The organism is Nonomuraea sp. LP-02 (assembly GCF_036289125.1).
Taxonomy (GTDB): domain Bacteria; phylum Actinomycetota; class Actinomycetes; order Streptosporangiales; family Streptosporangiaceae; genus Nonomuraea; species Nonomuraea bangladeshensis.
Genome location: NZ_JAXCLK010000001.1, coordinates 3,394,177 through 3,418,316, shown reverse-complemented (window position 1 = coordinate 3,418,316; position 24,140 = coordinate 3,394,177). Strand labels below are relative to the sequence as shown.

Annotated in this window: 27 protein-coding genes; 13 read left to right on the top strand and 14 right to left on the bottom strand. The window is 73.3% G+C overall.

Translation table 11 applies throughout. The annotated features are described in order from the left end of the window. Positions 1–13 precede the first annotated feature (13 nt). Both SMD20_RS15940 and SMD20_RS15935 read right to left on the bottom strand, forming a co-directional pair. The gene (locus SMD20_RS15940) at positions 14–175 is read right to left on the bottom strand and encodes a hypothetical protein (RefSeq protein WP_329581205.1); all 162 of its coding nucleotides are present in this window, start codon (positions 173–175) and stop codon (positions 14–16) included. After that, positions 172–1,803, bottom strand: coding sequence for a sodium:solute symporter family protein (locus SMD20_RS15935; protein WP_329581203.1), 1,632 nt, complete (start codon positions 1,801–1,803; stop codon positions 172–174). Before SMD20_RS15935 ends, SMD20_RS15940 begins: the two co-directional genes overlap by 4 nt. An 86-nt stretch (positions 1,804–1,889) precedes the next feature. On the opposite strand from SMD20_RS15935, the gene SMD20_RS15930 reads away from it, so the two are divergent. Beyond that, positions 1,890–2,672, top strand: coding sequence for a putative hydro-lyase (locus SMD20_RS15930; RefSeq protein ID WP_329581200.1), 783 nt, complete (start codon positions 1,890–1,892; stop codon positions 2,670–2,672). On the opposite strand, the gene SMD20_RS15925 is transcribed toward SMD20_RS15930, so the two are convergent. Further along, positions 2,657–3,229: an AAA family ATPase gene (locus tag SMD20_RS15925; protein WP_329581198.1), complete on the bottom strand. Its 573-nt coding sequence runs from the start codon at positions 3,227–3,229 to the stop codon at positions 2,657–2,659. The two genes, SMD20_RS15930 and SMD20_RS15925, sit on opposite strands and share 16 nt — an antisense overlap. A 94-nt stretch (positions 3,230–3,323) precedes the next feature. On the opposite strand from SMD20_RS15925, the gene secY reads away from it, so the two are divergent. Next, positions 3,324–4,634: a preprotein translocase subunit SecY gene (gene secY / locus SMD20_RS15920; protein ID WP_329581195.1), complete on the top strand. Its 1,311-nt coding sequence runs from the start codon at positions 3,324–3,326 to the stop codon at positions 4,632–4,634. Here secY and SMD20_RS15915 read toward each other — a convergent pair. Together SMD20_RS15915 and SMD20_RS15910 are read right to left on the bottom strand one after the other, a co-directional pair. After that, positions 4,615–5,292: a response regulator transcription factor gene (locus tag SMD20_RS15915; RefSeq protein ID WP_329581192.1), complete on the bottom strand. Its 678-nt coding sequence runs from the start codon at positions 5,290–5,292 to the stop codon at positions 4,615–4,617. The two genes, secY and SMD20_RS15915, sit on opposite strands and share 20 nt — an antisense overlap. After that, positions 5,289–6,245 (bottom strand): sensor histidine kinase, encoded by a 957-nt coding sequence (locus SMD20_RS15910; protein WP_329581189.1) that lies wholly within the window; start codon positions 6,243–6,245, stop codon positions 5,289–5,291. Before SMD20_RS15910 ends, SMD20_RS15915 begins: the two co-directional genes overlap by 4 nt. Before the next feature lie 464 nt (positions 6,246–6,709). Here SMD20_RS15910 and SMD20_RS15905 point away from each other — a divergent pair, with 464 nt between their 5' ends. Next, positions 6,710–7,420 (top strand): class I SAM-dependent methyltransferase, encoded by a 711-nt coding sequence (locus SMD20_RS15905; RefSeq protein ID WP_329581186.1) that lies wholly within the window; start codon positions 6,710–6,712, stop codon positions 7,418–7,420. A gap of 6 nt (positions 7,421–7,426) precedes the next feature. On the opposite strand, the gene SMD20_RS15900 is transcribed toward SMD20_RS15905, so the two are convergent. Continuing rightward, positions 7,427–8,335, bottom strand: a complete 909-nt coding sequence (locus tag SMD20_RS15900; protein WP_329581182.1) for a phosphotriesterase family protein — start codon at positions 8,333–8,335, stop codon at positions 7,427–7,429. Positions 8,336–8,496: 161 nt separating this feature from the next. On the opposite strand from SMD20_RS15900, the gene SMD20_RS15895 reads away from it, so the two are divergent. Beyond that, positions 8,497–8,949, top strand: a complete 453-nt coding sequence (locus SMD20_RS15895) for a TIGR02611 family protein (protein ID WP_329581179.1) — start codon at positions 8,497–8,499, stop codon at positions 8,947–8,949. Between the two features lie 20 nt (positions 8,950–8,969). On the opposite strand, the gene SMD20_RS15890 is transcribed toward SMD20_RS15895, so the two are convergent. Beyond that, entirely contained in the window at positions 8,970–9,290 is a 321-nt protein-coding gene (locus tag SMD20_RS15890; protein ID WP_329581174.1) for a GroES family chaperonin, read from the bottom strand. 63 nt (positions 9,291–9,353) lie between these two features. Here SMD20_RS15890 and SMD20_RS15885 point away from each other — a divergent pair, with 63 nt between their 5' ends. Then, positions 9,354–9,917, top strand: a complete 564-nt coding sequence (locus SMD20_RS15885; RefSeq protein WP_329581172.1) for a DUF1349 domain-containing protein — start codon at positions 9,354–9,356, stop codon at positions 9,915–9,917. A gap of 7 nt (positions 9,918–9,924) precedes the next feature. Here SMD20_RS15885 and SMD20_RS15880 read toward each other — a convergent pair whose 3' ends face one another. After that, a complete protein-coding gene (locus SMD20_RS15880; RefSeq protein WP_329581170.1) occupies positions 9,925–10,872 on the bottom strand; it encodes an endonuclease/exonuclease/phosphatase family protein in 948 nt (315 codons plus the stop codon). Positions 10,873–10,910: 38 nt separating this feature from the next. On the opposite strand from SMD20_RS15880, the gene SMD20_RS15875 reads away from it, so the two are divergent. Further along, entirely contained in the window at positions 10,911–12,164 is a 1,254-nt protein-coding gene (locus tag SMD20_RS15875) for an ArgE/DapE family deacylase (RefSeq protein WP_329581167.1), read from the top strand. Here the strand turns inward: SMD20_RS15875 and SMD20_RS15870 are convergent. The 4 genes from SMD20_RS15870 to SMD20_RS15855 all read right to left on the bottom strand — a co-directional run bounded on the left by SMD20_RS15870 (position 12,115) and on the right by SMD20_RS15855 (position 16,423). Then, complete coding sequence (locus SMD20_RS15870) at positions 12,115–13,410, bottom strand: FAD-dependent oxidoreductase (RefSeq protein ID WP_329581165.1); 1,296 nt, start codon at positions 13,408–13,410, stop codon at positions 12,115–12,117. The two genes, SMD20_RS15875 and SMD20_RS15870, sit on opposite strands and share 50 nt — an antisense overlap. A gap of 117 nt (positions 13,411–13,527) precedes the next feature. Next, on the bottom strand, positions 13,528–14,334 hold the full coding sequence (locus tag SMD20_RS15865) for an ABC transporter ATP-binding protein (RefSeq protein ID WP_329581162.1): 807 nt from the start codon (positions 14,332–14,334) through the stop codon (positions 13,528–13,530). After that, entirely contained in the window at positions 14,334–15,341 is a 1,008-nt protein-coding gene (locus SMD20_RS15860) for a FecCD family ABC transporter permease (RefSeq protein ID WP_329581160.1), read from the bottom strand. The genes SMD20_RS15865 and SMD20_RS15860 overlap by 1 nt, the downstream gene beginning before the upstream one ends. Then, on the bottom strand, positions 15,338–16,423 hold the full coding sequence (locus SMD20_RS15855; RefSeq protein ID WP_329581157.1) for a FecCD family ABC transporter permease: 1,086 nt from the start codon (positions 16,421–16,423) through the stop codon (positions 15,338–15,340). The genes SMD20_RS15860 and SMD20_RS15855 overlap by 4 nt, the downstream gene beginning before the upstream one ends. Before the next feature lie 87 nt (positions 16,424–16,510). Here SMD20_RS15855 and SMD20_RS15850 point away from each other — a divergent pair, with 87 nt between their 5' ends. Beyond that, entirely contained in the window at positions 16,511–17,533 is a 1,023-nt protein-coding gene (locus SMD20_RS15850) for an ABC transporter substrate-binding protein (protein WP_329581153.1), read from the top strand. Here the strand turns inward: SMD20_RS15850 and SMD20_RS15845 are convergent. Both SMD20_RS15845 and SMD20_RS15840 read right to left on the bottom strand, forming a co-directional pair. After that, complete coding sequence (locus tag SMD20_RS15845) at positions 17,530–19,956, bottom strand: helicase-associated domain-containing protein (protein ID WP_329581150.1); 2,427 nt, start codon at positions 19,954–19,956, stop codon at positions 17,530–17,532. The two genes, SMD20_RS15850 and SMD20_RS15845, sit on opposite strands and share 4 nt — an antisense overlap. A gap of 78 nt (positions 19,957–20,034) precedes the next feature. Continuing rightward, positions 20,035–20,529, bottom strand: a complete 495-nt coding sequence (locus SMD20_RS15840) for an ATP-binding protein (protein WP_329581148.1) — start codon at positions 20,527–20,529, stop codon at positions 20,035–20,037. A gap of 230 nt (positions 20,530–20,759) precedes the next feature. On the opposite strand from SMD20_RS15840, the gene SMD20_RS15835 reads away from it, so the two are divergent. The 6 genes from SMD20_RS15835 to SMD20_RS15810 all read left to right on the top strand — a co-directional run bounded on the left by SMD20_RS15835 (position 20,760) and on the right by SMD20_RS15810 (position 24,139). Then, positions 20,760–21,581, top strand: coding sequence for a helix-turn-helix domain-containing protein (locus tag SMD20_RS15835; RefSeq protein WP_329592571.1), 822 nt, complete (start codon positions 20,760–20,762; stop codon positions 21,579–21,581). Then, complete coding sequence (locus SMD20_RS15830) at positions 21,582–21,818, top strand: DUF397 domain-containing protein (RefSeq protein WP_049559738.1); 237 nt, start codon at positions 21,582–21,584, stop codon at positions 21,816–21,818. Between the two features lie 88 nt (positions 21,819–21,906). After that, a complete protein-coding gene (locus SMD20_RS15825; protein WP_329581143.1) occupies positions 21,907–22,164 on the top strand; it encodes a hypothetical protein in 258 nt (85 codons plus the stop codon). 43 nt (positions 22,165–22,207) lie between these two features. Next, on the top strand, positions 22,208–22,969 hold the full coding sequence (locus SMD20_RS15820; RefSeq protein ID WP_329581140.1) for a hypothetical protein: 762 nt from the start codon (positions 22,208–22,210) through the stop codon (positions 22,967–22,969). Positions 22,970–22,991: 22 nt separating this feature from the next. Beyond that, on the top strand, positions 22,992–23,876 hold the full coding sequence (locus tag SMD20_RS15815) for a maleylpyruvate isomerase family mycothiol-dependent enzyme (RefSeq protein ID WP_329581138.1): 885 nt from the start codon (positions 22,992–22,994) through the stop codon (positions 23,874–23,876). Next, positions 23,873–24,139, top strand: a complete 267-nt coding sequence (locus tag SMD20_RS15810) for a sigma factor (RefSeq protein ID WP_329581134.1) — start codon at positions 23,873–23,875, stop codon at positions 24,137–24,139. Before SMD20_RS15815 ends, SMD20_RS15810 begins: the two co-directional genes overlap by 4 nt. Position 24,140 lies beyond the last annotated feature (1 nt).

Here is a 24,140-nt window from a genome sequence, read left to right as displayed (position 1 = left end):
GGTCCGGGCCCGTTCAGATGCGGCGGGCCCGGGCCCAGGCCACGAACAGCCCGCCGAAGACGGCCATGGCCAGCCCGGTCCAGAGGTTCACCGCCTCGCCCAGCACGCCGGCGACGATCAGGATCACGCCGTAGACCAGGAACAGCCCGCCGATCACCATGCGGATGTCGCTCACAGAATCACCCCGTACATCACGGCGGCCAGCACGACCGCGCCCACGCCCAGCACGACCGGCGACCGGTACCACTTGCGGTCACCGGCCAGCGCGTCGTCCTCCAGGTCCACCGCGCTGAGCCCCCATACCAGCCCGCGCAGCTCCGCCTCCGGTTTCTGCGTGGTGACCAGCGTGACCACCACGGACACCAGCACGTCCACGACGAAGGCGATGCCCGCGCCCCAGAAGCTGGCGTTCAGCTCGGTGCCGAAGTCGATCACCCCGGCCTTATACAGCACGTACGACGCGAACGCGGCCAGCGTCCCGGCCAGCAGTCCCCAGAAACCGGCCCACGGCGTCATCCGCCGCCAGAACAGGCCGACCACGAACGTGGCGAACAGCGGCGCGTTGAAGAACGAGAACAGCGCCTGCAGGTAGTTCATGATGTTGGAGTAGCCGGCCGCGATGAACGCCGTCCCGACGCCGAGCGCGACGCCGGCCACGGTCGCGATCCTGCCCACCTTGAGGTAGTGCCGGTCGTCGCGGCCGGGACGGACGTGCGCCGCCCAGATGTCGTTGGCGAAGACGGTGTTGAAGCCGCTGATGTTGGCCGCCATGCCGGCCATGAACGAGGCCAGCAGCCCGGTCACCGCGATCCCGAGCACGCCGTTCGGCAGCAGGTCCTGCATGAGCAGCGGGATCGAGTAGTTGTACGCCTGCCCCTTGCCGAGGTCGCTGAAGAGCACCAGCGCGATCATGCCGGGCAGCACCGTCACCAGCGGGATGAAGATCTTCGGGAACGCGGCCACGATCGGCGTCAGCCGGGCCGCGTTCGTGTTCCTGGCCGACAGGGCCCGCTGGATCTCGGCGAAGTTCGTCGTCCAGTACCCGAACGAGAGCACGAAGCCGAGCCCGAACACGATGCCGATCCAGTGCGCCTGCATGGGGTTCTGGCCGGCGGTGTCGGCCCAGGTGTGCAGGCCGGGCTCGCCGAGCGGGCCCTGGCGGATCTTGTCGGCCAGCCCGCTGATCCCGCCCACCTTGATCAGGCCGAGCACGGTGAGAGGGATCAGCCCGGCGAGGATGACGAAGAACTGCAGCACCTCGTTGTAGATGGCCGAGGAGAGACCGCCCAGGGTGATGTACGACAGCACGATCACCGCCGACACCACCACCGACACCGGCAGCGGCCAGCCCAGCAGCAGCTCCATCACCAGCGCCAGCGCGTACAGGTTCACCCCGGCGATGAGGATCTGCGCCACCGCGAACGTGATCGCGTTCAGCAGCTGCGTCGCGCCGTTGAACCGCCTGCGCAGGAACTCGGGGACGCTGCGCACCTTGGAGCGGTAGTAGAAGGGCATCATCACGATGCCGAGGAACACCATCGCCGGGACCGCGCCGATCCAGTAGTAGTGCACGGTCATCGCGCCGTACTGGGCGCCGTTGGCCGCCATGCCCAGGATCTCGATCGCGCCCAGGTTCGCCGAGACGAAGGCGAGGCCGGTGATCCACGCCGGCAGGCCGCGCCCGGCCAGGAAGAAGTCCAGGCTGGAGCTGATCCGTTTGCGGGCCGCGATGCCGATGGCGAGCACGGTCACGAAGTAGAGGGCGATGAGCACATAGTCGAGGAGGTTCACATCGAGCCGCACGGCGACACCCGCTACCCCGGAAAACCCGGCCCTCACGCCCGTCCGTGCGGTGGACCGCATGACCAGGGCCGACCTACTGTCGAAGGGTGGAGAACGTCGCCGAACTGAGCCCCGAACGGGCGCGGGAGCGCTTCCGCGCCGGCGAGCGGGTGCCCACCGCCGGCTGGTGCCGGGGCTGGACGCAGGCCAACCTCATCGCCGTGCCCGCGGCGCTCCGGTACGACCTGCTGCTGTTCGCCCACCACAACCCGCAGGCGTGCCCGGTGCTCGACGTGGGGGAGCCGGGCGCGTGGTCGACCGCGCTGTTCGGCGGCGACCTGCGCACCGACCTGCCGGGCTACCGGCTCTACCGCGACGGCCGGCCGGTGGCCGACCTCGGCGAGGTGACGGCGGAGTGGCGTGACGACCTGGTGCCGTTCCTCATCGGCTGCAGTTTCACCTTCGAGGGGGCGCTGCTCGCGGCGGGGGTGCCCGTACGGCACCTGGAGCTGGGGACGAACGTGCCGATGTACGTCACGGACGTCCCCTGCAGATCGGCCGGCAGCCTGTCGGGGCCGCTGGTGGTGTCGATGCGGCCGGTGCCCGAGGAGCTGGTCGGGACCGCCGTCGAGGTGAGCGGCCGCTACCCGCGCGTGCACGGCGCGCCCGTGCACGCAGGCGACCCCGCCGGGCTCGGCATCGGCGACCTCGCCCGGCCGGACTTCGGCGACGCGGTCGAGGTGCGCGAGGGCGAGGTGCCGCTGTTCTGGGCGTGCGGGGTGACGCCGCAGGCGGCGGTCATGGCGAGCGGCGTCGAGTACGCGATCGGCCACCTGCCGGGTCACATGGCGATCCTGGACGCGCGGGACGACGACTACCGCGTGGGCTGAGGGATGCCCGCGGCGGTGAGCTGGTCGGTGATCGGCCGCGCGCCGGGCCGGTTGTCGAGCTCCAGGTGCGGCACCGCCGGCGGCTCGTCCACGCGGATGTCGCGCAGGTAGCGGGCGAAGTCCGCCAGCTTGCCGGCGTCCCTGGCGTGGCCGCGGGCGGTGAGGCGGGCGCGCAGCGTCGGGCCGTCCGAACGCACCCACAGCAGGCGCACCGGCGCGCCGCCCAGCTCCGCCACCCACGCCGCCCACCGCTCCGCGTCGTGCACCTGCGTGGTGAACGGGCCGTCGAGCAGCACCGGGCAGCCGTGGCCGCGGATCTGGCGGGCCAGCCGGGTCAGGCCGGCGTACTCGAAGCGCTTGACGTGCTCGTCGTACCAGGGGCCCTCGCGCTCGCCGCCGGGACGGCCGTGCGCGCGCAGGACCTCGGCCACGAAGTCGCCGTAGACGGTGTCCTTGTCGAGCAGGGCGGGCACGGGGGACAGGCGGGCCAGCAGCTCGGCGGCCACCGTGGACTTGCCCGCGCCCGGCGGCCCGCTGATCACCCACACCGCGGTCATGGGGATCAACCTACGGGATACGCGGATCCGCGTACGCCGGAGCCTCGTCCCGGCGGACGACCCGGCCCCGGCGCGGCGGACAGACTCGGTGACCATGCTGACCGTCTTCGCCAGGGCGTTCCGGATTCCGGAGCTGCGCAGGAAGCTGCTGTTCACGCTCGCGATCATCGCGCTGTTCCGGCTGGGGCAGGTGGTGCCCGCGCCCGGGGTGGACGTGGCGGTGGTGCGCTCGTGCGCCGGGTCGGCCTCCGGGGGGCTGTTCGACCTGGCGCAGATGCTCAGCGGGGGCGCGATGCTGCAACTGTCGGTGTTCGCGCTCGGCGTCATGCCGTACGTCACCGCCAGCATCGTCATGCAACTGCTCGCCGTGGTGGTGCCGCGCCTGGAGGCGCTCAGGAAGGAGGGGCAGAACGGGCAGGCGAGGATCACCCAGTACACCCGCTACCTGACCGTCGCCCTCGCCGTACTGAACGCCGGCACGGTCGTCGCGCTCGCCCGCGGCGGCGGGCTCCTGCCCGGCTGCCCCCGGCCGCTGCTGCGGGACGACGGGCTGCTGCCGTCGGCCGTCATCGTCGTGACCATGGTGGCCGGGGCGTGCGTGGTCATGTGGCTGGGCGAGCTGATCACCGGCCGGGGGGTCGGGAACGGCATGTCGCTGCTGATGTTCACGCAGATCGTGGCCGTCTTCCCCGGGTACATGTCGAAGATCTTCGTGCTGACGCCGGCCGGGGCCGTGGTGATGGTGGTGGCCGGCCTGTTCCTGGTGGCGGCCGTGATCTTCGTCGAACAGGCGCAGCGCCGCATCCCGATCCGGTACGCGCGGCCGGTGGGCCGGCGGGCGTACGGCGGGGGCGGCGCGTACATCCCGCTCAAGGTCAACCAGGCCGGGATCGTCCCGGTCATCTTCACCTCGTCGCTGCTCTACCTGCCCGCGCTGGCGGCGCCGCTGCTCGGCGGACAGGCGCAGACGTGGGTCGAGCGCAACCTCGCCGCCGGGGCGCACCCGCTCTACATGAGCGCGTACGCGCTGCTCATCGCCGCCTTCGCCTACTTCTACGTGTCGATCACCTTCAACCCGGACGAGGTGGCCGACGGCATCCGGCGGCACGGCGGGTTCGTGCCGGGGCTGCGGCCGGGGCGGCCGACGGCGCGGCATCTGGCGTACGTGCTGTCCCGGCTGACCGCGCCCGGGGCCGTCTACCTGGCGGTGCTCGCGCTGCTGCCGCTGGTGGCGTTCGCGATCCTGCGGGACCCCGGCACGCAGCAGAACTTCCCGTTCGGCGGGACCAGCGTGCTGATCATGGTCGGGGTCGGGCTGGAGACCGTCAAGCAGATCGAGGCCCAGCTCCAGCAGCGCGACTACGAGGGGTTCCTGCGCAAGCCGGTCAGGCCGGCGGCAGCGTGAGCCCGGCGCGCATCGCGAACACGACGAGCTGCGCCCGGTCACGGGCGCGCAGCTTCACCATGGCCCGGCTTACGTGGGTGCGGACCGTGTCGGGGCTGATCACCAGCTCCTTCGCGATCTCCTCGTTCGACCGGCCGGTCGCCACCCAGGCCGCCAGCTCCCGCTCGCGCGGGGTGAGCGTGGCGATGCCCTCGACCGGCTCCGTGCCGTGCCGGCCGAACAGGCCGATGACCTTCCTGGTGATCGCCGGGGACAGCAGCGCCTCCCCGGCGGCGACCACCCGTACGGCGTTGACCAGCTCGTCGGGGGCGCTGTCCTTGAGCACGAAGCCGCTGGCGCCGGCCTGGAGGGCGGCGAAGACGTACTCGTCGACGGCGAACGTCGTGACGACCACGATCTTGGTGCCGCGCAGCTCCGGGTCCTCCGCCATCGCCCGCAGCGCGGCCAGGCCGTCCATGCCGGGCATGCGGATGTCGAGCAGCAGCACGTCGGGGCGCGTCCCGCGGACCAGGGCCAGGGCCGCCGCGCCGTCCACGGCCTCGCCGACGCACTCCATGCCCGGCTCCCGCTCCAGGAGCGCCCGCAGGCCCATCCGGACGACGGCCTGATCGTCGGCGATCGCGACCCGGATGTCCGCGCCCGGTCCGTGGTCGGTCATGCCTGTCCCTGATCCGGCGGGTGGGGGAAGCGGGCGGTCACCTGGAAGCCGCCGCCCTCGCGCGGGCCGGCGGTGAGGTGGCCGCCCTCCTCGGTGACGCGGGCGCGCATGCCCCGCAGGCCGCGCCCCTCGGCGGCGTGCCCGGCGCCGGGGCCGCGGTCGGCCACCTCCAGGACGTACGCGGTGGGGGTGTCGGTCACGCGTACCAGGGCGCGGGTCGGGCCCGCGTGGCGCAGCACGTTGGTGAGGGACTCGCGGACCACCCGGTAGACGGTGTCCCGGAGCTGCGGAGGGACGGGAAGTCCCGCGGGCTCGACGTCCACCGGCAGGCCCGCGGCGCGTACGCCGTCGATCAGGGCCGCCAGGTCGCCCGCGGGCGGGTCGATGCCGTCGAGCGCGGCGCGGAGCTGGGCCAGCGCGGCCGTGCTCGTCTCCTTGATCGCCCGCAGGGAGGCCCGCGTCTGCTCGGGGTCGTCGTCGAGGGTCACGAGCGCGAGACCGGCCTGCATGGCGATCGCCGCCAGGCCGTGACCGGCGGCGTCGTGCACCTCCCCGGCGATCCGCGCCCGCTCGGCCGTGATCGCCTGGCGCGGCGGGACCGTGGCCTCCGCCGGGGCGGGAGCCGCCGGGAGCACGGTCGGGAGCACGGTCGGGAGGTGCGGGGTGGAGACGGCGGGGAGCCCCCACGCGGCGCGCGCAACGCCGGCGGACGGGGGCGCGGTGCCGGTGGCGAGCGCTTCGAGCCGGGGCGGCTCGGCGTCGGCGGCAGCGGCGGCGGCCGCCGCCCTCGCCTGGGCGAGGCCGGAGAAGGACCAGGGAACGGCCAGCCAGCCCGCCCACGCCAGCATCACGACGACCGGGATGTCACCCGCCCGCCGCAACCGCGCCAGGGCGGACAACAGCCCGCGCAGCCGCCCGCCCGCGCGTCCGCCGCGCTCACCACCGGCCGCCACGGGCCGCCCCTCGCCGCCGTCCGCCGCAAGGCGGCCGCCCCTCAGAAGGCGGCCGTCAGTTGGGGGGCGGCTGTCCTCCGGGAGGTGGCTGTCTTCTTGAAAGTGGCCGTCCCTTGGGGGGTGGCTGTCCCTTGAGGGGCGGTTGTCCTCTGGGAGGTGGCGGTCCTCTGGGAGGTGGCGGTCTCCTGGGAGGTGGCCGTCCCTGGGCGGGTGGCTGTCTCCTAAGAGGCTGCCGTCTCTTGGGAGGTGGCCGTCTTCGTCGGGGCGGAGGTCGGCGCGGAAGTGGGCGGTTTCACGGGGGCGGGCGTCGGCGGAGGGGAAGGCGGGCAGGGGCGTGTCGCCGTGCTCGTGCACGTTCCCGTGCGTGTGCTCAGTCTCCATCCCCCACCCGGCCCGAGGCTCGCGTAGCCCAGATCCTAATGGCCCGCGACGAGACCGAAGTCGCCCCATATAGCTTCTACGGCGTGACGGACGCGAAGGTGAAGTACAACGACTACGACGGGTTCGCCCGTTCGTACGCCGACGACAACGAGATCAGCCCGTACAACGACCTCTACGAGCGCCCGGCGATCCTGTCCCTCGCCGGTGAGGTCGCCGGGTTGCGGGTGCTCGACGCCGGCTGCGGTGCGGGGGCGCATGCCGCCGAGCTGGTCGCCCGTGGCGCCGCCGTCACGGGCGTCGATCTCAGCGCCGGCCTGCTGGCCCGCGCGCGGGAGCGGCTCGGGCCGGACGTGCCCCTGCTCCGGGCCGATCTGAGCCGGCCGCCGCTTCCCTTCCCCGGCGGCGCGTTCGATCTGGTGCTGTCATCGCTGGTCATGCACTATCTGGAGGCGTGGGAGCCGACCTTGCGCGAGTTCGTCAGGGTGCTCGCGCCGGGCGGCCGGGTGGTGCTGTCCACCCACCACCCCTTCATGGACATGCGGATCAGCGGCAGCGATGACTATCTCGGCACGTACGCCTACACGGACGCCTGGGAGCGCGGCGGCCGGACGATGACCATGCGGTTCTGGCACCGTCCGCTGCGAGCCATGCTGGCGGCGTTCCGGGCCTCGGGGCTCACGGTCGAGGACATCGTCGAGCCCGACCCCCTGCCCGAGGCGGCCGAGATCGCCCCCGACGCCTACCACGGCCTTTCCCGCAGGGCCCAGTTCCTGTTGTTCGCGCTGAGGGCGTGAGCGGGGTCAGGCGGAGCCGGAGGTCAGCCAGCGGAGGGGGTTGTCGCGGGTGATCAGGCGGATCGTGTCCTCGGCGGTGCCCGCCTCGCGCAGGCGCGGCAGCAGGGCGTGGAACAGGTGGGCGTACCCGTGGCCGTCGTACTTGCGGAGCTGGGCGACCCGGCTGAGGCCCGTGCTGAGCAGCAGGCGCTCGGCGTGGCCGTCCTCGATGAGGGCGAGCGCCATCCTGGCCGCCTGGTCGGCGCCGAGGCCGAGGGCGCCGAGGCTCACGTACGCGCCCGCCTCGGCGATCTTGCGGGCGGCGCCCAGGTCGGTGCCCGCGTAGCCGACGGCCACCCGCGCGGCCGGCAGGCCGCGGCCGAGCAGGATCTCCAGCAGGGCGGGGGCGTTGCGCCCGTGCGTGGCGACGGGCAGCCGGGACTGGAGGGCGGCGTGGGCGGCGGCGATCAGGCACCGCTCCTCGCGCGGCGTGGGCTCGGCGCCCCAGGAGCCGACCTCGCCGATGACGCCGGGGAAGACGCCGGTGCCGTCGAGGCCGCTGGAGATCTCGTGCATGAGCCGCCGGGTGAGCTCCTCGACGCCTTCCTCGCGTACGTCGGCGAACGGCTCGGCGAACAGCCCGGTCGAGGCGATGACCGGCACCCGGGCGCCCGCCGCGACGCGGGCCAGGGACGCGGCGTCGCGGCCCATGCCCATGCAGGTCAGGTCCACCACGAGGCCGAGCTCGTCGGACTGGCGCAGCTCGCGCAGCTCGGCGGTGACGGACTGCTCCTCGTCGAGCCAGCGGTGCGGGTCGGAGTCGACGCCCACGCCCCAGCGCAGGTCGTTGCGCAGGTGCTCGTGGGGGAGTACGGCGCCGGTGACGGCCGCGGCTCGTACGGGGCCGGTGACGGTACGGAGCAGGACTTCGGGCATAGGAGACATTAACCGATATTTGCCGGAAGAAGCTGATCAGCGGCGGGATCAAGCCGGAAATTTTACGGTTTGGCGTGTTTAGTGCACTGCTAGTCGCTTGCAAGTAAATCAGGCCGCCGGGCCCGTATCCTGAGTGGCAGACCGACTGCCCGGGGGATTTTGTGCCGATTCAGAACACCGAAGGCGAAGCCGACCTGATCAAGGACGCGGCCGCTGGCCGCTCCGACATGCCCGGACGCCGCGGCGGCCTGCACGGCTGGCTCGACGGCATCCGCGCCACCCGCACCGGCGCGATGACGCTCAAGATCGTGGTCGGCGTCATCGGAACCATCATGGTCGTGGGCGGGCTCATCATGGTGCCCTTCCCCGGCCCCGGCTGGCTCGTGGTCTTCGCCGGCCTCGCCGTGCTGGCCACGGAGTTCCACTGGGCGCACAAGGTGCTGGAGTTCGGCAAGCGCACGCTGCACGCCTGGACGCAGTGGTACAAGCGCCAGGGCTGGACCGTCCGCATCCTCGTGCTGCTCGTCACCGTGGCCTCGGCCGCCGTGATCGTGTACTGCGGGTTGCTCACGATCGGCGTCGACGTGATCGAGCTGGCCCAGCGCTTCATCTGAACGCCGTAAGAAGCGGGCGGTCAGAGGTAGAGGCCGGTGCCGTGGTCGGTCTCCTGGGTGGCCACCGCGTGCAGGTCGCGCTCGCGCATCACGAGATAGACCTGGGCGTGCACCTCGACCTCGAACTGGTCGTCGGGATTGAACAGCACCTTGTCGCCCACCTTCACCGCGCGCACGTTCGTCCCGACGCCGCACACCTCGCCCCAGGCCAGCCGGTTGGCGAGCTTGACCGTGGCCGGGATGACGATGCCGGAGCCGCTGCGCCGCTCCTCCGCCTCCGCCTCCAGCTTGATCATGACCCGGTCGTGCAGCATCTGAATCTCGAACTTGGGCTGTTCCACGGCCCAAGTCTATGAGCAGCCGCACCCCTGGACTTCCGGTACGCCCGCGGAGAAGATGAGGCCATGATCACGGCCTTCGGCGCATCCGGCTGGCAATGGCAGAACGCCCCCCGCGAATGGAGCGCCGGCGACGGACTCACCCTCGTCTGCGAACCGGGCACCGACCTGTGGAACGCGACCCATTACGGCTACACCTACGACACCGCGCACCTGTTCGGCCGCACCGTCCCGGGCGACCTGCGCCTGACGGTGACCTTCGCCGCCGCGTACGCCGAGCAGTACGACCAGGCAGGCGCGATCCTCAGGATCGGCGGCGACGACTGGATCAAGGCCGGCGTCGAGTACGTGGACGGCGCCTTCCACCTCAGCACCGTCGTGACCAGGACGTTCTCCGACTGGTCGGTGCTGCCGCTGGGCCGGGCGGCCGACCGGGTGAGCATCGGCCTGGAGCGGGAGGGCGACGCCGTCACCGTCCGCTACGGGCTGGACGGCGACCCGCCGGAGACCCTGCTGCGGCTGGCCTACTTCCCGCCGGGCGAGCCCGCGCTGGCCGGCGCGATGGCCGCCGCCCCCACCGGCAAGGGCTTCGCCGCCCGCTTCCACGAGGTCGCGATCAGCCAGGGATGACGCCGGGTCAGGGCAGGGTGAGCTCGGCGAAGACCGGGCGGTGGTCGGTGCGGCCGAGCGAGAGCACCGCGAAGTCGCACACCGCCATCCGCCCGTCGGCCAGCACGTGGTCGATCGCCACCCCGGGCAGCCGCTGCTGCGACCCCTCCTGCGGCCAGGTGGCGGTGAGGCCCCGGCCCATGACGTCGGCCGCGTCCCGGTACCCGGCCGCCAGCAGCTCGCGCATCGGCAGATGGTCGAGCGTGGCGTTGAAGTCCCCGGCCAGCACCCGCAGCGCGCCGCCCCCGCGCGGCAGCGCGTCCAGCCCGGCCTGCCAGCAGGGCTGGCGGGCGTACCGTTTGGGCGCGCACGGGTGCACCGAGACGATCTCCACCCGGGCGCCGCCCGGATGCCGCAGCCACGCTCGGGCCTGCCCGAACCCGCCCAGCGAGATCGCCCGTCCGGCGGTGAGGGGGTGCCGGGCGTACACGGCGGACCCGCCGACGCCCTCACGGGACCGCGTCACCGCGTACGGCAGCGCCCTGCGCACCCCCGCCTCCTCCAGCCGCCGCATCGCGTCGGGCGTGAACTCCTGGAGGGTCAGCACGTCCGGCCGCAGTCGCCGGACCAGGCCCATCAGCTCCGCCGTGTCGGCCCGCCCCACCAGCAGGTTGGCGGCCAGCACACGCAGCGTGGGCCCGCCGGCCGCCGGGTTCCCGTCGGAGAGGGCGCGCGGGAGCACCGCCGCGCCCAGCACCACCAGCGCCCAGAACGCCGCCCCGGCCGCGACCGGCCGGCGCAGCGCCAGCGCGAGCAGCCCGCCCAGCGCCGCCGCCCCGGCCGCGTACGGCGTGTACGCCACCACCGGCACCCACGGCCAGTCCGGCTCGAACCCGCTCACCCGCACCGCCGCCCACAGGACGAAGGGCGTCACCGCGATCCAGCTCATCCACGTCCGCACGACCTGTATCGCCATGAGGCCCGAGAGAGGTTCACTGCCCTAGGGTGTGCTCCATGCACGACGTGGAAGCCAAGGTCCTCGACGCCATCGACGAGGCCGAGACCGTCAGCCTGCTCGCCGAGACCGTACGCGTCCCCAGCGTCACGGGCACCGACGCCGAGTCCGAGCTGCAGCACCGGTTCGCCCGCCTGCTCGACGAGGCCGGCATGGACGTGGACGTGTGGAAGCTCGACCTGCCCGGCCTGACCGCCCGGCCCGGCTTCCCGGGCACCGAGGCCCCGCGTTCCGAGGGCTACGGCGTCGCCGCCGTGACCCCGGGCGAGGGCCCGCCGGCGCTGGCGCTCCAGGGCCACGTGGACGTCGTGCCCACCGGCGACCTGGCCAAGTGGGCGGGCAGCGACCCGTTCTCGGCCCGGATCGAGGGCGACGTGCTCTACGGCCGGGGCGCCTGCGACATGAAGGCCGGCCTGGTCGCCAACCTGGCCGTGGCGCGGGCCGTGCGCCGCGCCGGAGTGCGGCTGGCCAGGCCGCTCGCGGTGCACTGCGTGATCAGCGAGGAGGACGGCGGGCTCGGCGCGTTCGCCACCCTGGCGCGGGGCCACACCGCCGAGGCGGCGGTCATCACCGAGCCGACCAGCGGCGCGGTCATCACGGCGAACGCGGGCGCGCTGACCTTCCGGCTGGAGATCGCCGGCCGGGCCGCGCACGGCGCCACCCGCTACGAGGGGGTCAACGCGGTCGAGGCGTTCTGGCCGGTGTTCGAGGCGATCAGGCGGCTGGAGGCCGAACGCAACCGGGACGCGCACGAGCTGTTCGGCGGCAACCCGATGCCCTACCCGATCGAGATCGGCGTCGTACGGGCCGGCGACTGGGCCAGCACCGTGCCCGACCTGCTGGTCGCCGAGGGCCGGCTGGGCGTGCGGCTGGACGAGGACCCGGCGGCGGCGCGGGCGGCGTTCGAGGAGGCGGTCGCCGGGGTCGCGCACCCGTGGCTGCGGGACAACCCGCCGACGGTGTCCTGGCCGGGCGGCCAGTTCGCCAGCGGGCGGCTGCCGGCCGGGCACGAGCTGCTCGGCCAGGTCGCGGGGGCGGTCGCCGACGTGACCGGCGCGCGCCCGGCGGAGTCGGCCGCACCCTACGGCAGCGACCTGCGCCTGTACGCCGCCGGCGGCATCCCGACCCTGCACTACGGCCCCGGGGACGTGCGGTACGCGCACGCCCCCAGGGAGCAGGTGGACCTGGGCGAGCTGCGCGCGGTCACGCGGGCACTGGCACTGCTCGTGGTGCGCCGCTGCGGAGCACTTTGAGCAGCGCGGGCGGTCTCATCAGCGCCGGCGGCGGGTCGTACAGATGCGCCACCCGCAGGAACCGCCTGGCCAGCTCGGGATCGTGCGCCGCGGCGGCGAGGAAGCGCCCCAGATAGGCGTTGACCATCCGCACCCGTGGCGACGGCTCGCCCGCGACCACGGGCAGCCTCAGGTCGCCGCCGACGGTGATCTCCCAGGGGGCGTCCACGATCCGGGCGATCCGCCGGAAGAACGCCCGCGGCGTCAGCTCCGCCTCCAGCAGCACCTTCGCCTCCAGGGCGGCCACCGTCATGCCCTGCCCGTAGAGCGGGTTGAACGCGCACACGGCGTCGCCGGTCACCAGCAGCCCCTCGGGGAAGCGGGTCAGCCGCTCGTAGCGCCGCCGGATCCCGGCCGGGGTGTGGTAGGCCCGCGGCTCCCCGACCGGCTCGGCGGTCGCGAGCAGGTGCCGCAGGTCGGGGGCGGGCAGTGTGTCCGCGAACGCGGCGAACTCCGGCAGTTCGGGGCCGGGGGCGTCGCCGTAGCCGCCCAGCGTGACGATCCAGCGGTCGCCCTCCAGCGCCAGCGCCACCCCGAACCGCGGGCGCTCCGGGGTGGGGCCGATGATGACGAGCAGGTCGCCGTCCAGGTCGCCGGGGCGGCGGCGGAACTCGCGGGTGCTGTAGCGCAGGTCCAGGGCCATGCGCTCCTCGTGGGGCGGCCGGTAGCCCAGCTCGCCGAGCCAGAGCGGGGTGCGTGAGCCCCGTCCTGCGGCGTCCACGACGAGGTCGGCGGGCAGCGGCTCACCGTCGGCCAGCCGTACCCCGGTGACCCGGCCCTCGCGGGCGAGCAGGCCGGTGACCGCGCGGCCGTCCGCCATCCGGATCCCCGGCAGGGCCGCGACCCGGCGTCTCACCTGGCCTTCGAGCAGCGGCCGGCTCACCAGCAGGCCGTCCAGGCCGCCGCCGGCGCCGCGGGCCAGCCGGTGCCCGTCGTGGATGTTGCGGCCCTGGTTCATGGCGTCGCACGGCAGCGCGCCCCGCGCGATCAGCTCGGCCGAGATGCCGGGCAGCAGTTCGTCGATGGTCGCGCAGCCCCTGGAGAGCAGGCCGTGGGCGTGGCGGCTCTGCGCGGTGCCCTTGCGATGGGCGTCCGCCGTGGGCAGCGTGTCCCGGTCGAGCACCGTGACCTTGGCGAACAGGCGGTGCAGTGCGGCGGCGGAGAGCAGTCCCGCCATGCTGGCGCCGATGACGACGGCGTGGTCCATTGGTCTTCCCCCTGGGTCGTGTGGACGTCGGCAGAAGGGTCGCCCGTGCGGCGGCACCGTTCCACGTCTTTTGGTGCGTTCCGCGACGTTCCATCCAGAAGGGAAGCCCGGCTCCGGTCAGCCGGCGGGGGCGGACACGCGGCGGCGCGCCTCCGGGACGATGAGCGGGGTGCCCGACTGCGGATCGACGATGATCTCGCAGCGCAGGTCGAAGACCTCGTGGACCAGCTCGGGGGTGACGATCTCGCCGGGGTCGCCCTGGGCTACGACCCGGCCGGCGCGCATGACGATGAGGTGGGTCGCGTACCGGCACGCCTGGTTCAGGTCGTGCAGCACCGCCACCATCGTGCGGCCCTCCTCGTGCAGGTCGGCGCAGAGGTCGAGCACCTCGATCTGGTGGGAGATGTCCAGGAACGTGGTCGGCTCGTCCAGCAGCAGGATCGGCGTCTCCTGCGCCAGCGCCATGGCCAGCCACACCCGCTGCCGCTGTCCGCCGGACAGCTCGTCCACGATGCGGTCGGCCAGCTCGGCGACGTCCGTGGCGCGCATCGCCTCGGTGACGGCCACCTCGTCGGCCTTCGACCACTGCCGCATGAGCTTCTGGTGCGGGTAGCGGCCCCGGGCCACCAGGTCGGCCACGGTGATGCCGTCCGGCACGATCGAGGTCTGCGGCAGCAGCCCGAGCCGGCGCGCGACCTCCTTCGACGGCAGCGCGGTGATCACGCCGCCGTCCAGGTGGACGGCGCCCGCCCTGGGCTTGAGCATCCGGGCCAGCGCGCGCAGCAGGGTGGACTTGCCGCACGCGTTCGGGCCGATGATCACGGTGAAGGACTCGTCGGGGATCGCCACGCTGAGGTCCGTGGCCACGACCCGCTGGTCGTAGGCGAGGGTGAGGCCGGTGCCGGACAGGCGTACATCGGGCATCAGTGGCGGTCCTTTCGCAGAAGCAGGGCGAGGTACGTGCCGCCGATGGCGGCGGTCAGCACCCCGACGGGTAGCTGGGTGGGCGCGAGCAGCCGCTGGGCGGCGAGGTCGGCGCCGGTCAGCAGCACGGCGCCCATCAGCGCCGAGGCGCCCATGGTGACGCCGGGGGAGCGGGTGATGCGCCGGGCGAGCTGCGGAGCGGCGAGCGCGACGAAGATGACCGGACCGGCGGCGGCGGTCGCCACGCCGGACAGCAGCACGCCGGCCACGATCGCGACCGCGCGCACCGGCTCGACCCTGATGCCCATGGCCTTGGCCGCGTCGTCGCCCATCTCCAGCATGCGCATCGGGCGGGACAGGGCCACGCACACCGGCACCAGCACGGCCAGCGCCAGCCCCACCGGAATCGCGTGCTCCCAGCCGCGCCCGCCGAGGCTGCCGGTCAGCCAGGCCCCTGCGGTGGCCGCGTCGTTGATGTTGGCCCGGGTCAGCAGGTACGAGTTGACCGCGAGCAGCAGCGCGTTGGCCCCGATGCCGACGAGGACCAGCCGGTAGCCCTGCACGCCGCCGCGGAAGGCCAGCCCGTACACGAGGGCGGCGGTCAGCACGCACCCGGCCAGCGCGCCGCCCGCGATCGTCATGGCCGAGCCGCCCGCGATCACCGCGAGGATGCCGCCGGTCGAGGCCCCGGCGGTGAAGCCGATGAAGTCGGGGCTGCCGAGAGGGTTCCTGGTGAGCGACTGGAAGATCGCGCCGCTCAGCCCGAACGCCGCCCCGACCAGCAGCCCGGTCACCACGCGCGGCGCGCGCAGCTTGCTCACGATGAGCTCGGCGACCGGCGTGCCCTCGCCGAACAGCGCCTTGACGATGTCGGCCGCGGGCACGGCGAGCTCGCCCGTGGACAGCGCGGCCACGGTGACCCCGAAACCGACCAGGATCAGGCAGACGCCCACGACCAGGGCGCGGGGCGCGAGCCGTATCGAATAGGGGCCGACGCGGACGTTCACAGCGCGGCCACCCGCCTGCGCCGGGCCAGCAGGATGAAGATCGGCGCGCCGATCACCGCCCACACGATTCCCACCTGCACCTCTCCCGGCCGGGCGATGAGCCGGCCCACCACGTCCGCCCCGAGCAGCAGCACCGGAGCGGCCAGCGCCGAGTACGGCAGCACCCACCGCTGGTCCGGCCCCACCAGGGCGCGCACCGCGTGCGGCACGATGAGCCCCACGAACCACAGCGGCCCGGCCGCCGCGGTCGCCGCCCCGCACAGCAGCGTGACGGCCACGCCGGTCAGCACGCGGGTCCGGCCGATGGAGACGCCGAGCGCGCGGCCCGCGTCGTCGCCCAGCGCGAGCGCGTTGAGCGGCCGGGCCAGCGACAGGCCGAGCACCAGCCCCGCGATCATGAACGGCGCCAGCCGGAGCAGCACGTCGGAGGTCTGCCCGGCCAGTGACCCGGTCAGCCAGAACCGCATCCGGTCGAAGGTCTGCTGGTCCATGCGCAGGATCGCCGAGGACAGCGCGGTGGCGACCATGCCGAGCGCGACGCCGGCCAGCGTGAGCCGGACCGGCCCGGAGCCGGCCCGCCCGGAGGAGGCCAGGCCGTAGACCATGACCGCGGCCAGCGCGGCCCCGCCGAAGGCGAACCACACGTAGACCGCCGGGTCGGTGAGCCCGAACAGGCCGAGCGCCAGCGTGACGCCGAGCGCCGCGCCCTCGTTGACGCCCAGCAGTCCGGGGTCGGCGAGCGGGTTGCGGGTCAGGCTCTGCATGAGCGCGCCCGCCAGGCCGAGCGTGGCGCCCACGCCGAGGCCGAGCAGGGTGCGCGGCACGCGCAGCTCGCGGATGACCGTGTGGTCGTTGGAGCCGTCCGGGGCCAGGAAGGCGTCGATCACCGTGGAGAACGGCACGGCCCGCGCCCCGAGCGCGATGCTCGCCAGCACCATGAGGGCCAGCGCGGCCACGACGACCACGAGCCCGGCGACCAGCACCGGGGGCCGCGCCCACGCGGGCCTCGCGACGGACTCGTCCGTCTCGGCCTCCGGGTCAGGCGTCGCGCGCCTCGCCGTCGTGTTCTCAGCCGGGCGCACCCGACCCCCTTCCGTCACGGTCAAACTTAGGCAAGGCTAATCTAATGGCTCGATAACTAGGCAAGCCTAACCTTAGAGGAGACGTACATGTCGGGACCGGTACTGGCGCGCAGGGGTTTCCTGTCGGCCACGGCAGGACTCGCGGCGGCCCTGACACTGGCGGCGTGCGGCGGCGGCGGCGGCACGACGGCGGCCCCCTCGGGCTCGGCCGCGCCCTCGGGCTCCACGGCGGCCGCGCAGGGCTGGAGCTTCACCGACGACCGGGACAAGAAGCTCGACCTGCCCAAGGTCCCCTCGAGGGTCGTCGCCCAGGTCGGCTCCGCCGCCGCCCTGTGGGACTTCGGCGTGCGCCCCGTCGGCGTCTTCGGCCCGCACAAGCTCAAGGACGGCAGCAAGGACCCGCAGGTCGGCAACGTCGACATCACCCAGGTCCAGGGCCTCGGCAACGTCTGGGACGAGTTCAACGTCGAGCAGTACATCGCCCTCCAGCCCGACCTCCTGGTCAGCAACATGTACGTCAAGGGCACCCTCTGGTACGTGCCCGAGAAGTCCAAGGACACCATCGAGCAGGTCGCCCCCACGGCCGGCATCATGCTCACCGGCAAGAGCGCCACCGAGGTGATCTCCCGCTACGAGGAGCTGGCCAAGTCGCTCGGCGCCGACATGGCCGGCGTGCCCGAGGCGAAGGCCCGCATGGAGGCCGCGACCCAGGAACTCGCGCAGTTCAAGGACCTCAAGATCCTCATGGTCTCGGGCGGCGCGGACGCGTTCTGGATCGTCAACCCGCCGGAGTACCCGGACATCAAGCACCTCACGGCGGCCGGTCTCAACGTCGTCACCCCGGAGAAGGTGGACGAGGGTGGCTTCTTCCAGACCCTGAGCTGGGAGAACGCCGACGAGTACGAGGCCGACGTCATCCTCTACGACACCCGTACGCAGGCGCTGAAGCCGGAGGAGATGATGAAGAAGCCCACCTTCGCGGGGCTCCCCGCCGTCAAGGCCGGCCAGCTCTACCCGTGGAGCGCCGAGACCCCCTTCAGCTACCAGGGCTACGCGACCTTCCTGGAGGAGCTGGTCGCGAACCTGAAGAAGGCCAAGCCGCTCGGCTAGAACGCGCCGCGCACCTCGACGATCTCGGCGAGGGGGAACTCCAGGTAGTCGCCCGCCTCCTCGCACCAGGCGTCGAGGGCGCCGCCCTTCAGCTCGCCGTGGCTGATCGTGGCGGTCAGGCCGTCGGTGAGGGTGATCCCGGCCCGCACCCCGCGGTCGACGACGAACCCGAGCAGCGACTGCTGCGCCGTCGGCAGCCGGGTGGCCATGCGGCCGATCACCGCCCACGTCCGGCCGCCCCGCTCGGTCCCGGCCCGTCCGGCCGCCATCAGCCTGCGGGCGTGCTCGCGCGGGTCGGGCGGCGGCTCGGCCAGCAGGTGGGGCGGGGTCTCCAGCGCGGGGTCCGCCAGCTCGGCCACCTGACCGCCGGGCAGCAGGATGAGCTTGCCCGCGCCGGGCTCGGCGCCGCCGGTCAGCTCGGCGGGACGGGTGCGGCGGATGGTGATCTCGCCGGTGTCGGAGACGGGCACCGGCGCGTAGCCGGCCTCGCGCAGCGCCGCCAGCGTGCGCTCGGCCCCGGCCGCGCTGACCAGCACGGTGGGGGCGAGCAGGCGCAGGCCCAGCCGGGTCAGCCGGCGGTGGGCGGTGATCTCGGCGAGCAGGGCGGGGTCGCCGGCCTGGATGACGCAGCCGACGGTGGTGACGGTGACCTCGCCGTGCCGGCGGGCGGTGTCGCGGACGAGGTATTCGAGCGGCTGCGGGATGGCGCCGACGGCGGCCAGCTCGTCGAGCAGCTCGTCGGGGTCGTGGCCGCGGTCGAGGGCGCGGCGCACGCTCTCGGCGGTGAAGCGCCACACCGAGGCCGCGCCGCGTGACTCGCGGTCGGCGACCCGGTCGAGCAGCGCGGCCAGCTCCGCCGAGGGCGGCCCGGTCACCACGGCGGTCAGGTCGGGGCCGAACAGGGCGCTGCGGCGCACGCTCGCGAGGGCCCGGGTGGAGACCTCGACGAGCACCGGGTCGTGCTCGACCATGGGGACGGAGTCGTCGCTCTCGTCGCCGGGGTGGGCGGTCAGCTCGGCGAGGGCGCGGCCGAGGTCGGTGAGCGCGCCGTTGACCAGCAGGCCGAGCAGGCTCGCCTCGTCGAGCGCGGCGGGGCCGCAGTCGAGCAGGAGCCGGCGTTCGATGAGCGGGGCGTGCCAGTGGACGGCGGCGAGCAGGCCGTCGCGGTCGGCGTACGCGGTGCCGGCGGGCAGGCAGGCCAGCACCGGCAGCACCGCGCGGCGGACCCGGGCGACCGCGGCTCCCGCGGGGTCGTCGCCGAGTACCGTGCCGTAGCGGCCGTCGGACTTGCGCAGCGACGAGCGCTCCATGCGCCACCAGGCCGACAGCAGCACGCGCAGGCGGGCCGCGCCCTCGTCGAGCCGCCAGCGGTCGAAACGCTCGGTGGGGACCAGGCCGCCGGCCTGCTCGTCCCAGGCCAGCAGCCGGGCGACCGTGCAGATCTCCAGCAGCAGTCGGGTCTCGTCCTCGTCGCAGCCGGTCTCCTTGGCCATCCTGCGCACCTCGCGCACGCCCACGCCGCCGGTCTTGAGCAGCGGCAGCGGGCTCTTGGAGGTGTTGTCGAGCAGGGCCGCGGCCCGCTCGACGACGTGCGGGGCGGCCAGCGTCATGAGGTGGTCGACCTCCTCGGGGTCGACCGGGATGGTGGGGACCTCGGGCGGCTCGGGCGCGAAGGGCGGATGGTAGTCGGCGCCGCGCAGGCACAGCGCGACCTCGCGGGGGATCTCGGCGACGTGCCAGCTCGGCCGGAACAGCAGGCCGTGGTCGGCGCACCACTTCTCGGGCGTGCCGGGCGCCACGAAGCGGCCGCCGTCGACGGGCAGCGCGGGGCCGTCCCAGGCGAAGCGGTCGAGCAGCGCCGCGGTGCCGTCGGGGGCGTCGCGCAGCAGGCCGTGGACGCGGGCGGCGTCGCCGAGCGCCTCGGCGACGCGGGTGATCGTGCGGCGTTTGTGGCCCTGGGCGGGCAGGCCGAGGTTGCGGGCGAGGGCGCGCAGGGCGTCGTTGCTGATGGTCCAGGAGTTGAGGTAGTGGTCGAGCGGCTCGCCGAGGCCGAGCGGGGCGGACCACCAGCGGGTGACGCCCTCGGCCAGGCGGATCACGCCGCCGTCGCCCGGCCAGGCGAGTGCGTGGTCGTAGAGGTGGCTGAGCCAGGGGTCCACCTCGGCGGGAGCGGCGTCGACGAAGGCGGCCAGGCGGTCGGCGGTGGGCAGAGGGAGGGCCAGCGCCGCCTCGGCGAGCTGGAGACAGGGCAGGGGGAGCCGCTGGAGGGTCTGCATCACGGCGAACCCGTCGCCGAGACGCTGGGCGAGGGTGTCGAGCCGGCGCGGCCACGGCGGCGCGATGGCGTCGGGCCTGTTCGCGAGGATGCGGGCAAGCCTGTCTTCGTCTAGTGTTCGCAGCCAGCCGAGCAGGTGATCTTCCATCTGTCAGCACTCTCATGGGGTCGCGCGCGGGACTCACCGTGAGCCATGAGCATCCACGGTAATGCAGATCACCCCCGGTCAGGAGAGGACTGCCCAGACGATCTTTCCGTGAGGGGCGAGGGCCGACCAGCCCCAGCGGAGACTGAGCGATTCGACGATGTGGAGTCCGAGGCCGCCGGTGTCGAGGGGGCCAGGGTATCGCAGCACCGGCACCGAGGAGCCTGGATCGGTGAAAGCGCTGGTCACCAGGGACCCCTGGCGGACCAGTGACATGTGGACGGGGCAGGGGCGGCACTGCTCGTCCAGGCGCAGGCCGTGGCGCAGCGCGTTGGTCGCCAGCTCCGAGACCACCAGCTCCATGTTCTCGGCGAGCTCGGAGAGCCCCCATCCGGCGAGGACGCCGGCGGTGTAGCTGCGGGCGGAGTGGACCGACGCGGGGGTGGGAGGGAGCACGAACGTGGCGCTCGCGGACGGGCCTGCGCCCAGCAGATCGCGAGCCGCCTCCGGCCACCAGCCGACCGGGGGCCACCAATCGAACGTGGTCCACTGGCTCGGTGCCGTGGTGGATTGCACGTGATCATTCTGCGCCAAACTCTCGTGCAGGTGCAAGAGCGAATGCACGTGCAGACACACCGTGCACACGCTACGGTTGCCCTCAAATGGTCAATGAGGGGGAAAGGGGATCTTGTCCGCGGCCCATGATCTTTGGGCCGTGAAGTGACAGACTGTGGCGCAAGGAAACGACCAAGGAGCAGCACGTGTCCATTGATCCGCCCGGATCCGGTTCGACCGTTCGGCGCATCATGCTGGGGGCGAGTCTCAGGCGCCTGCGTGAGGCCAGCGGACTCGACCGTGCACAGGCCGGATTCCACATCCGCGCCTCCGAGTCCAAGATCAGCCGGATGGAGCTCGGACGCGTCGGATTCAAGACACGTGACGTGGAGGACCTGCTCACCTTGTACGGCGTCGTCGACGATGCCGAACGCCGAGCCCTGCTGGAGATGGTTCGCGAGGCCAACACCCCCGGGTGGTGGCACAAGTACTCCGCCGAGCTGCCCTCGTGGTTCACGACGTACGTGGGCCTGGAGGAGGCCGCGAGCGTGATCCGTACCTATGAGGTGCAGTTCGTGCCCGGCCTGCTGCAGACGGCCGCGTACGCGCGATCGGTCTACAAGCTGGGCAACCCCGATGCGAGTCCGGACGGCATCGAACGCCGCGTGCACGTGCGCATGCAGCGCCAGGAGCGTTTCACCCAGAAGGACGGCCCCAAGTTGTGGGCGGTCATCGACGAGGCGGCGCTCATGCGGACCATCGGCGGGCGGGAGGTCATGCGCGAGCAGCTCCAGCACCTGCTGGAGGTCGCCGCTCTGCCCAACATCACCATTCAGGTGATGCCCTTCAGGTACGGCAAGCACGCCGCCGAAGGGGGTGCGTTCAGCATCTTGCGGTTTCCCGAGTCCGACTTGTCGGACGTTGTCTACGTCGAGCAGCTCTGGGGTGCCCTGTACCTGGACAAACGTGAGGACATCGATCCGTACCTCACGGCCATGGAGCAGTTGTGCGTGGAGAGCACCACGCCAGGAGGCACCGTCGAGCTCATCGGCGGTCTTCTCAGAAAGATGTAGATGAACCAGACCTACAACGGCATGCCCGCGACCGACCTGACCCAGGTCGCGTGGCGCAAGAGCCGCTACAGCAACTCGCAGGGCAACTGCGTCGAGCTCGCGGAGCTTCCCGACGGCGGGATCGCGGTCCGCAACTCACGTTTCCCCGACGGCCCTGCGCTCATCTATACCCGTGACGAGATCCGGGCCCTGGTGCTCGGGGTGAAGGACGGAGAGTTCGACGGCCTGCTCGTTTAACACGCTGTTCACATCCGGCGCGCCCGCTTAACGGCGGCGCGCCGACGGCGTAACCGCCCGGCCTCGTCGTTCGGACAGGATTCACGTCATGCTCGACCAGATGACGTTGTATCCGATCGCCGACGACGTGCTGTTCGCGCCGGGCGGCAAGGTCGTGGTCCGCACTTATGGCGTCGCGCCCGCCACCACGGGCGCCTCCGTCTCCTACCGCACGTGGGTGACCGGCATCCGCGACCAGCCCCGTTACTGGCACTGGGGCCACTTCGAGGACGCCACCTCCGGGCATCGCCGGGTGCTGGAGTGGCTGACAGGGCGGGGGCCGCAGCCTTCCCAAGCGCCTGCCTGATCGCTAGGCTCAGGCCAAGCAACCGCTTGGTAGAGGAGGCGGCGTGGTGCGGCGCGCGATCCACCTGCTCGAAGAGGTCGACTTCCGGCCCATGAACTCCAGGCGGCCGCTGGACTACCTCACCTGGCTGACCGCGTACAAACGCGAGGACGAGACCCGCGAGGCTCCCGCGCTCACCGCCGGGACGTCCATCAGGTCGCGCGACATCGACCTCGTCGGCGCCTTCTACGCCGTCGGCATCACCGGCCACCAGCAGTTCAAGGCGGTCACCCTCTGGGACTGCCACGGCGGCTGGGACGGCGGCTGGCGGCAGATGATGGAGATCTACCGCGGGGTGGACCAGCGGCTGTTCCTGTCCGACATCGACGACCTGCGCTTCTCCGCCTTCTCCCGCCCGCTCGGCGCCGTGCCCGGCTGCCCGCCGCTGGCCTCGGCGCCCGCCGCCGAGCTGTTCCTGTTCGAGAGCGCCCGCGTCCGGCCCGGCGCCGCCCTCGACTACCTCGCCGCCGTACGCGCCGAACGCGCCCCCCTGCTCGCCGAGCACGGGCACACCCTGGTCGGCCTGTACGAGGTGCTGTTCTGCGACACCGAGGCGGTCACCGTCTGGGCCGTCTCGCTGGACGACCATCTCGCCACCCAGCGGGCCCGCGACGCCGCCCTGGGCCTCGACGACGAGGCCGCGCCCGATCCCCGGCTGCTGGACTGGGCGAAACGGGCGCGCGACTATCTCGACGGCCCCTGGCGTGAGACGCTGCTGGCACCGTTCCCCGGCTGCCGCCTGGCGCCCGGGAGCCCGCCGAGCTGAGGCGCCGGTCGCGGAGGTGGCCATGACGGACTTAGACCTCTCCAACGGACAGACTCCCGACGACCACGTCGCCGCGTGCCCGCACTGCCGGGCGGCGGTCGCGCTGCTCGACCGGCCGGAGCCGGCGCTCGCGCCCCCGCCCGCGCTGCGCGAGACGGTGCTGTCCACGGCCCGCCGCCGCCGCGCGCCGGCCGCGCTCGGGGTCGTCACCGTCGCGGCCCCGTACGCCGAGCAGGTGGCGCTCATGGACGACCTGCTCGCCGGCCTGCGCGGCGAGCAGTGGCAGGCCCCGGTCGCCCGGCACGGCACGGTCGAGGGCCTGCTGGAGCACCTGACGGCCAACGACGCGGCCATCGCCCGCTTCATGGGCGCGCCCGCCGCCACCGGCGCGAGCCCGCACCGGCGCTGGCGCGAGCAGGCCGGAGCGCTGCTCGAACGGGTCTCGGCCGGCAGCGAGGTGCTGCTCGGCGTCGAGGTGGCGCTGGCCGGCGTCCGGCCCGCCCGCGCGCCGCTGCGCCAGGCCCTCGTGCAGCGCACGTTCGAGACCTGGACGCACGCCGACGACATCAGGGCCGCCACCGGCCGCTCCAGGGCCGCGCCGCGCGCCGCGCACGTGCACCAGATCGCGGAGTTCGCGCTGGCGCTGCTGCCGCGCGCGCTCAAGGGGCCGCGCCGGGCCGTCTCGGCGACCGTCGTGCTCACCGGGGCGGGCGGCGGCACCTGGACGATCCCGCTCTCGCCCGCCTCCGGCCACGTGGCCGTGCTCCTGTCGGCGGAGGCGGTGGACTTCTGCCGGCTGGTCGCCGGGCGCCGGCCGCCGGGGGAGTTCCCGTACGCGGCCGAGGGCGAGCCCGGCCTCGCCCGCGACCTGGTCCAGGCCGCCGCGACCCTGGGGTGCGACCGATGAGCGACGGAGACCTGCGCGCCCGCCTCGCCGCCGGCGACCTCGACGCGCTCGCCGGCGCCTACGACGAGCACGCCGCGCACGTGTACGGCGTCGCGATGACGGTCACCGGCAGCCGCGGGGCCGCCGAGGAGGTCACCCAGGAGGTGTTCCTCGCGCTCTGGGAGCGGCCGCTGTCCTACGACCCCCGCCTCGGCTCCCTGCGCGGCTGGCTGGTCGGCCGGGCCCTGCACGCCTCCGCCGTCAGGGTGGGGGTCGGCGGCTGAC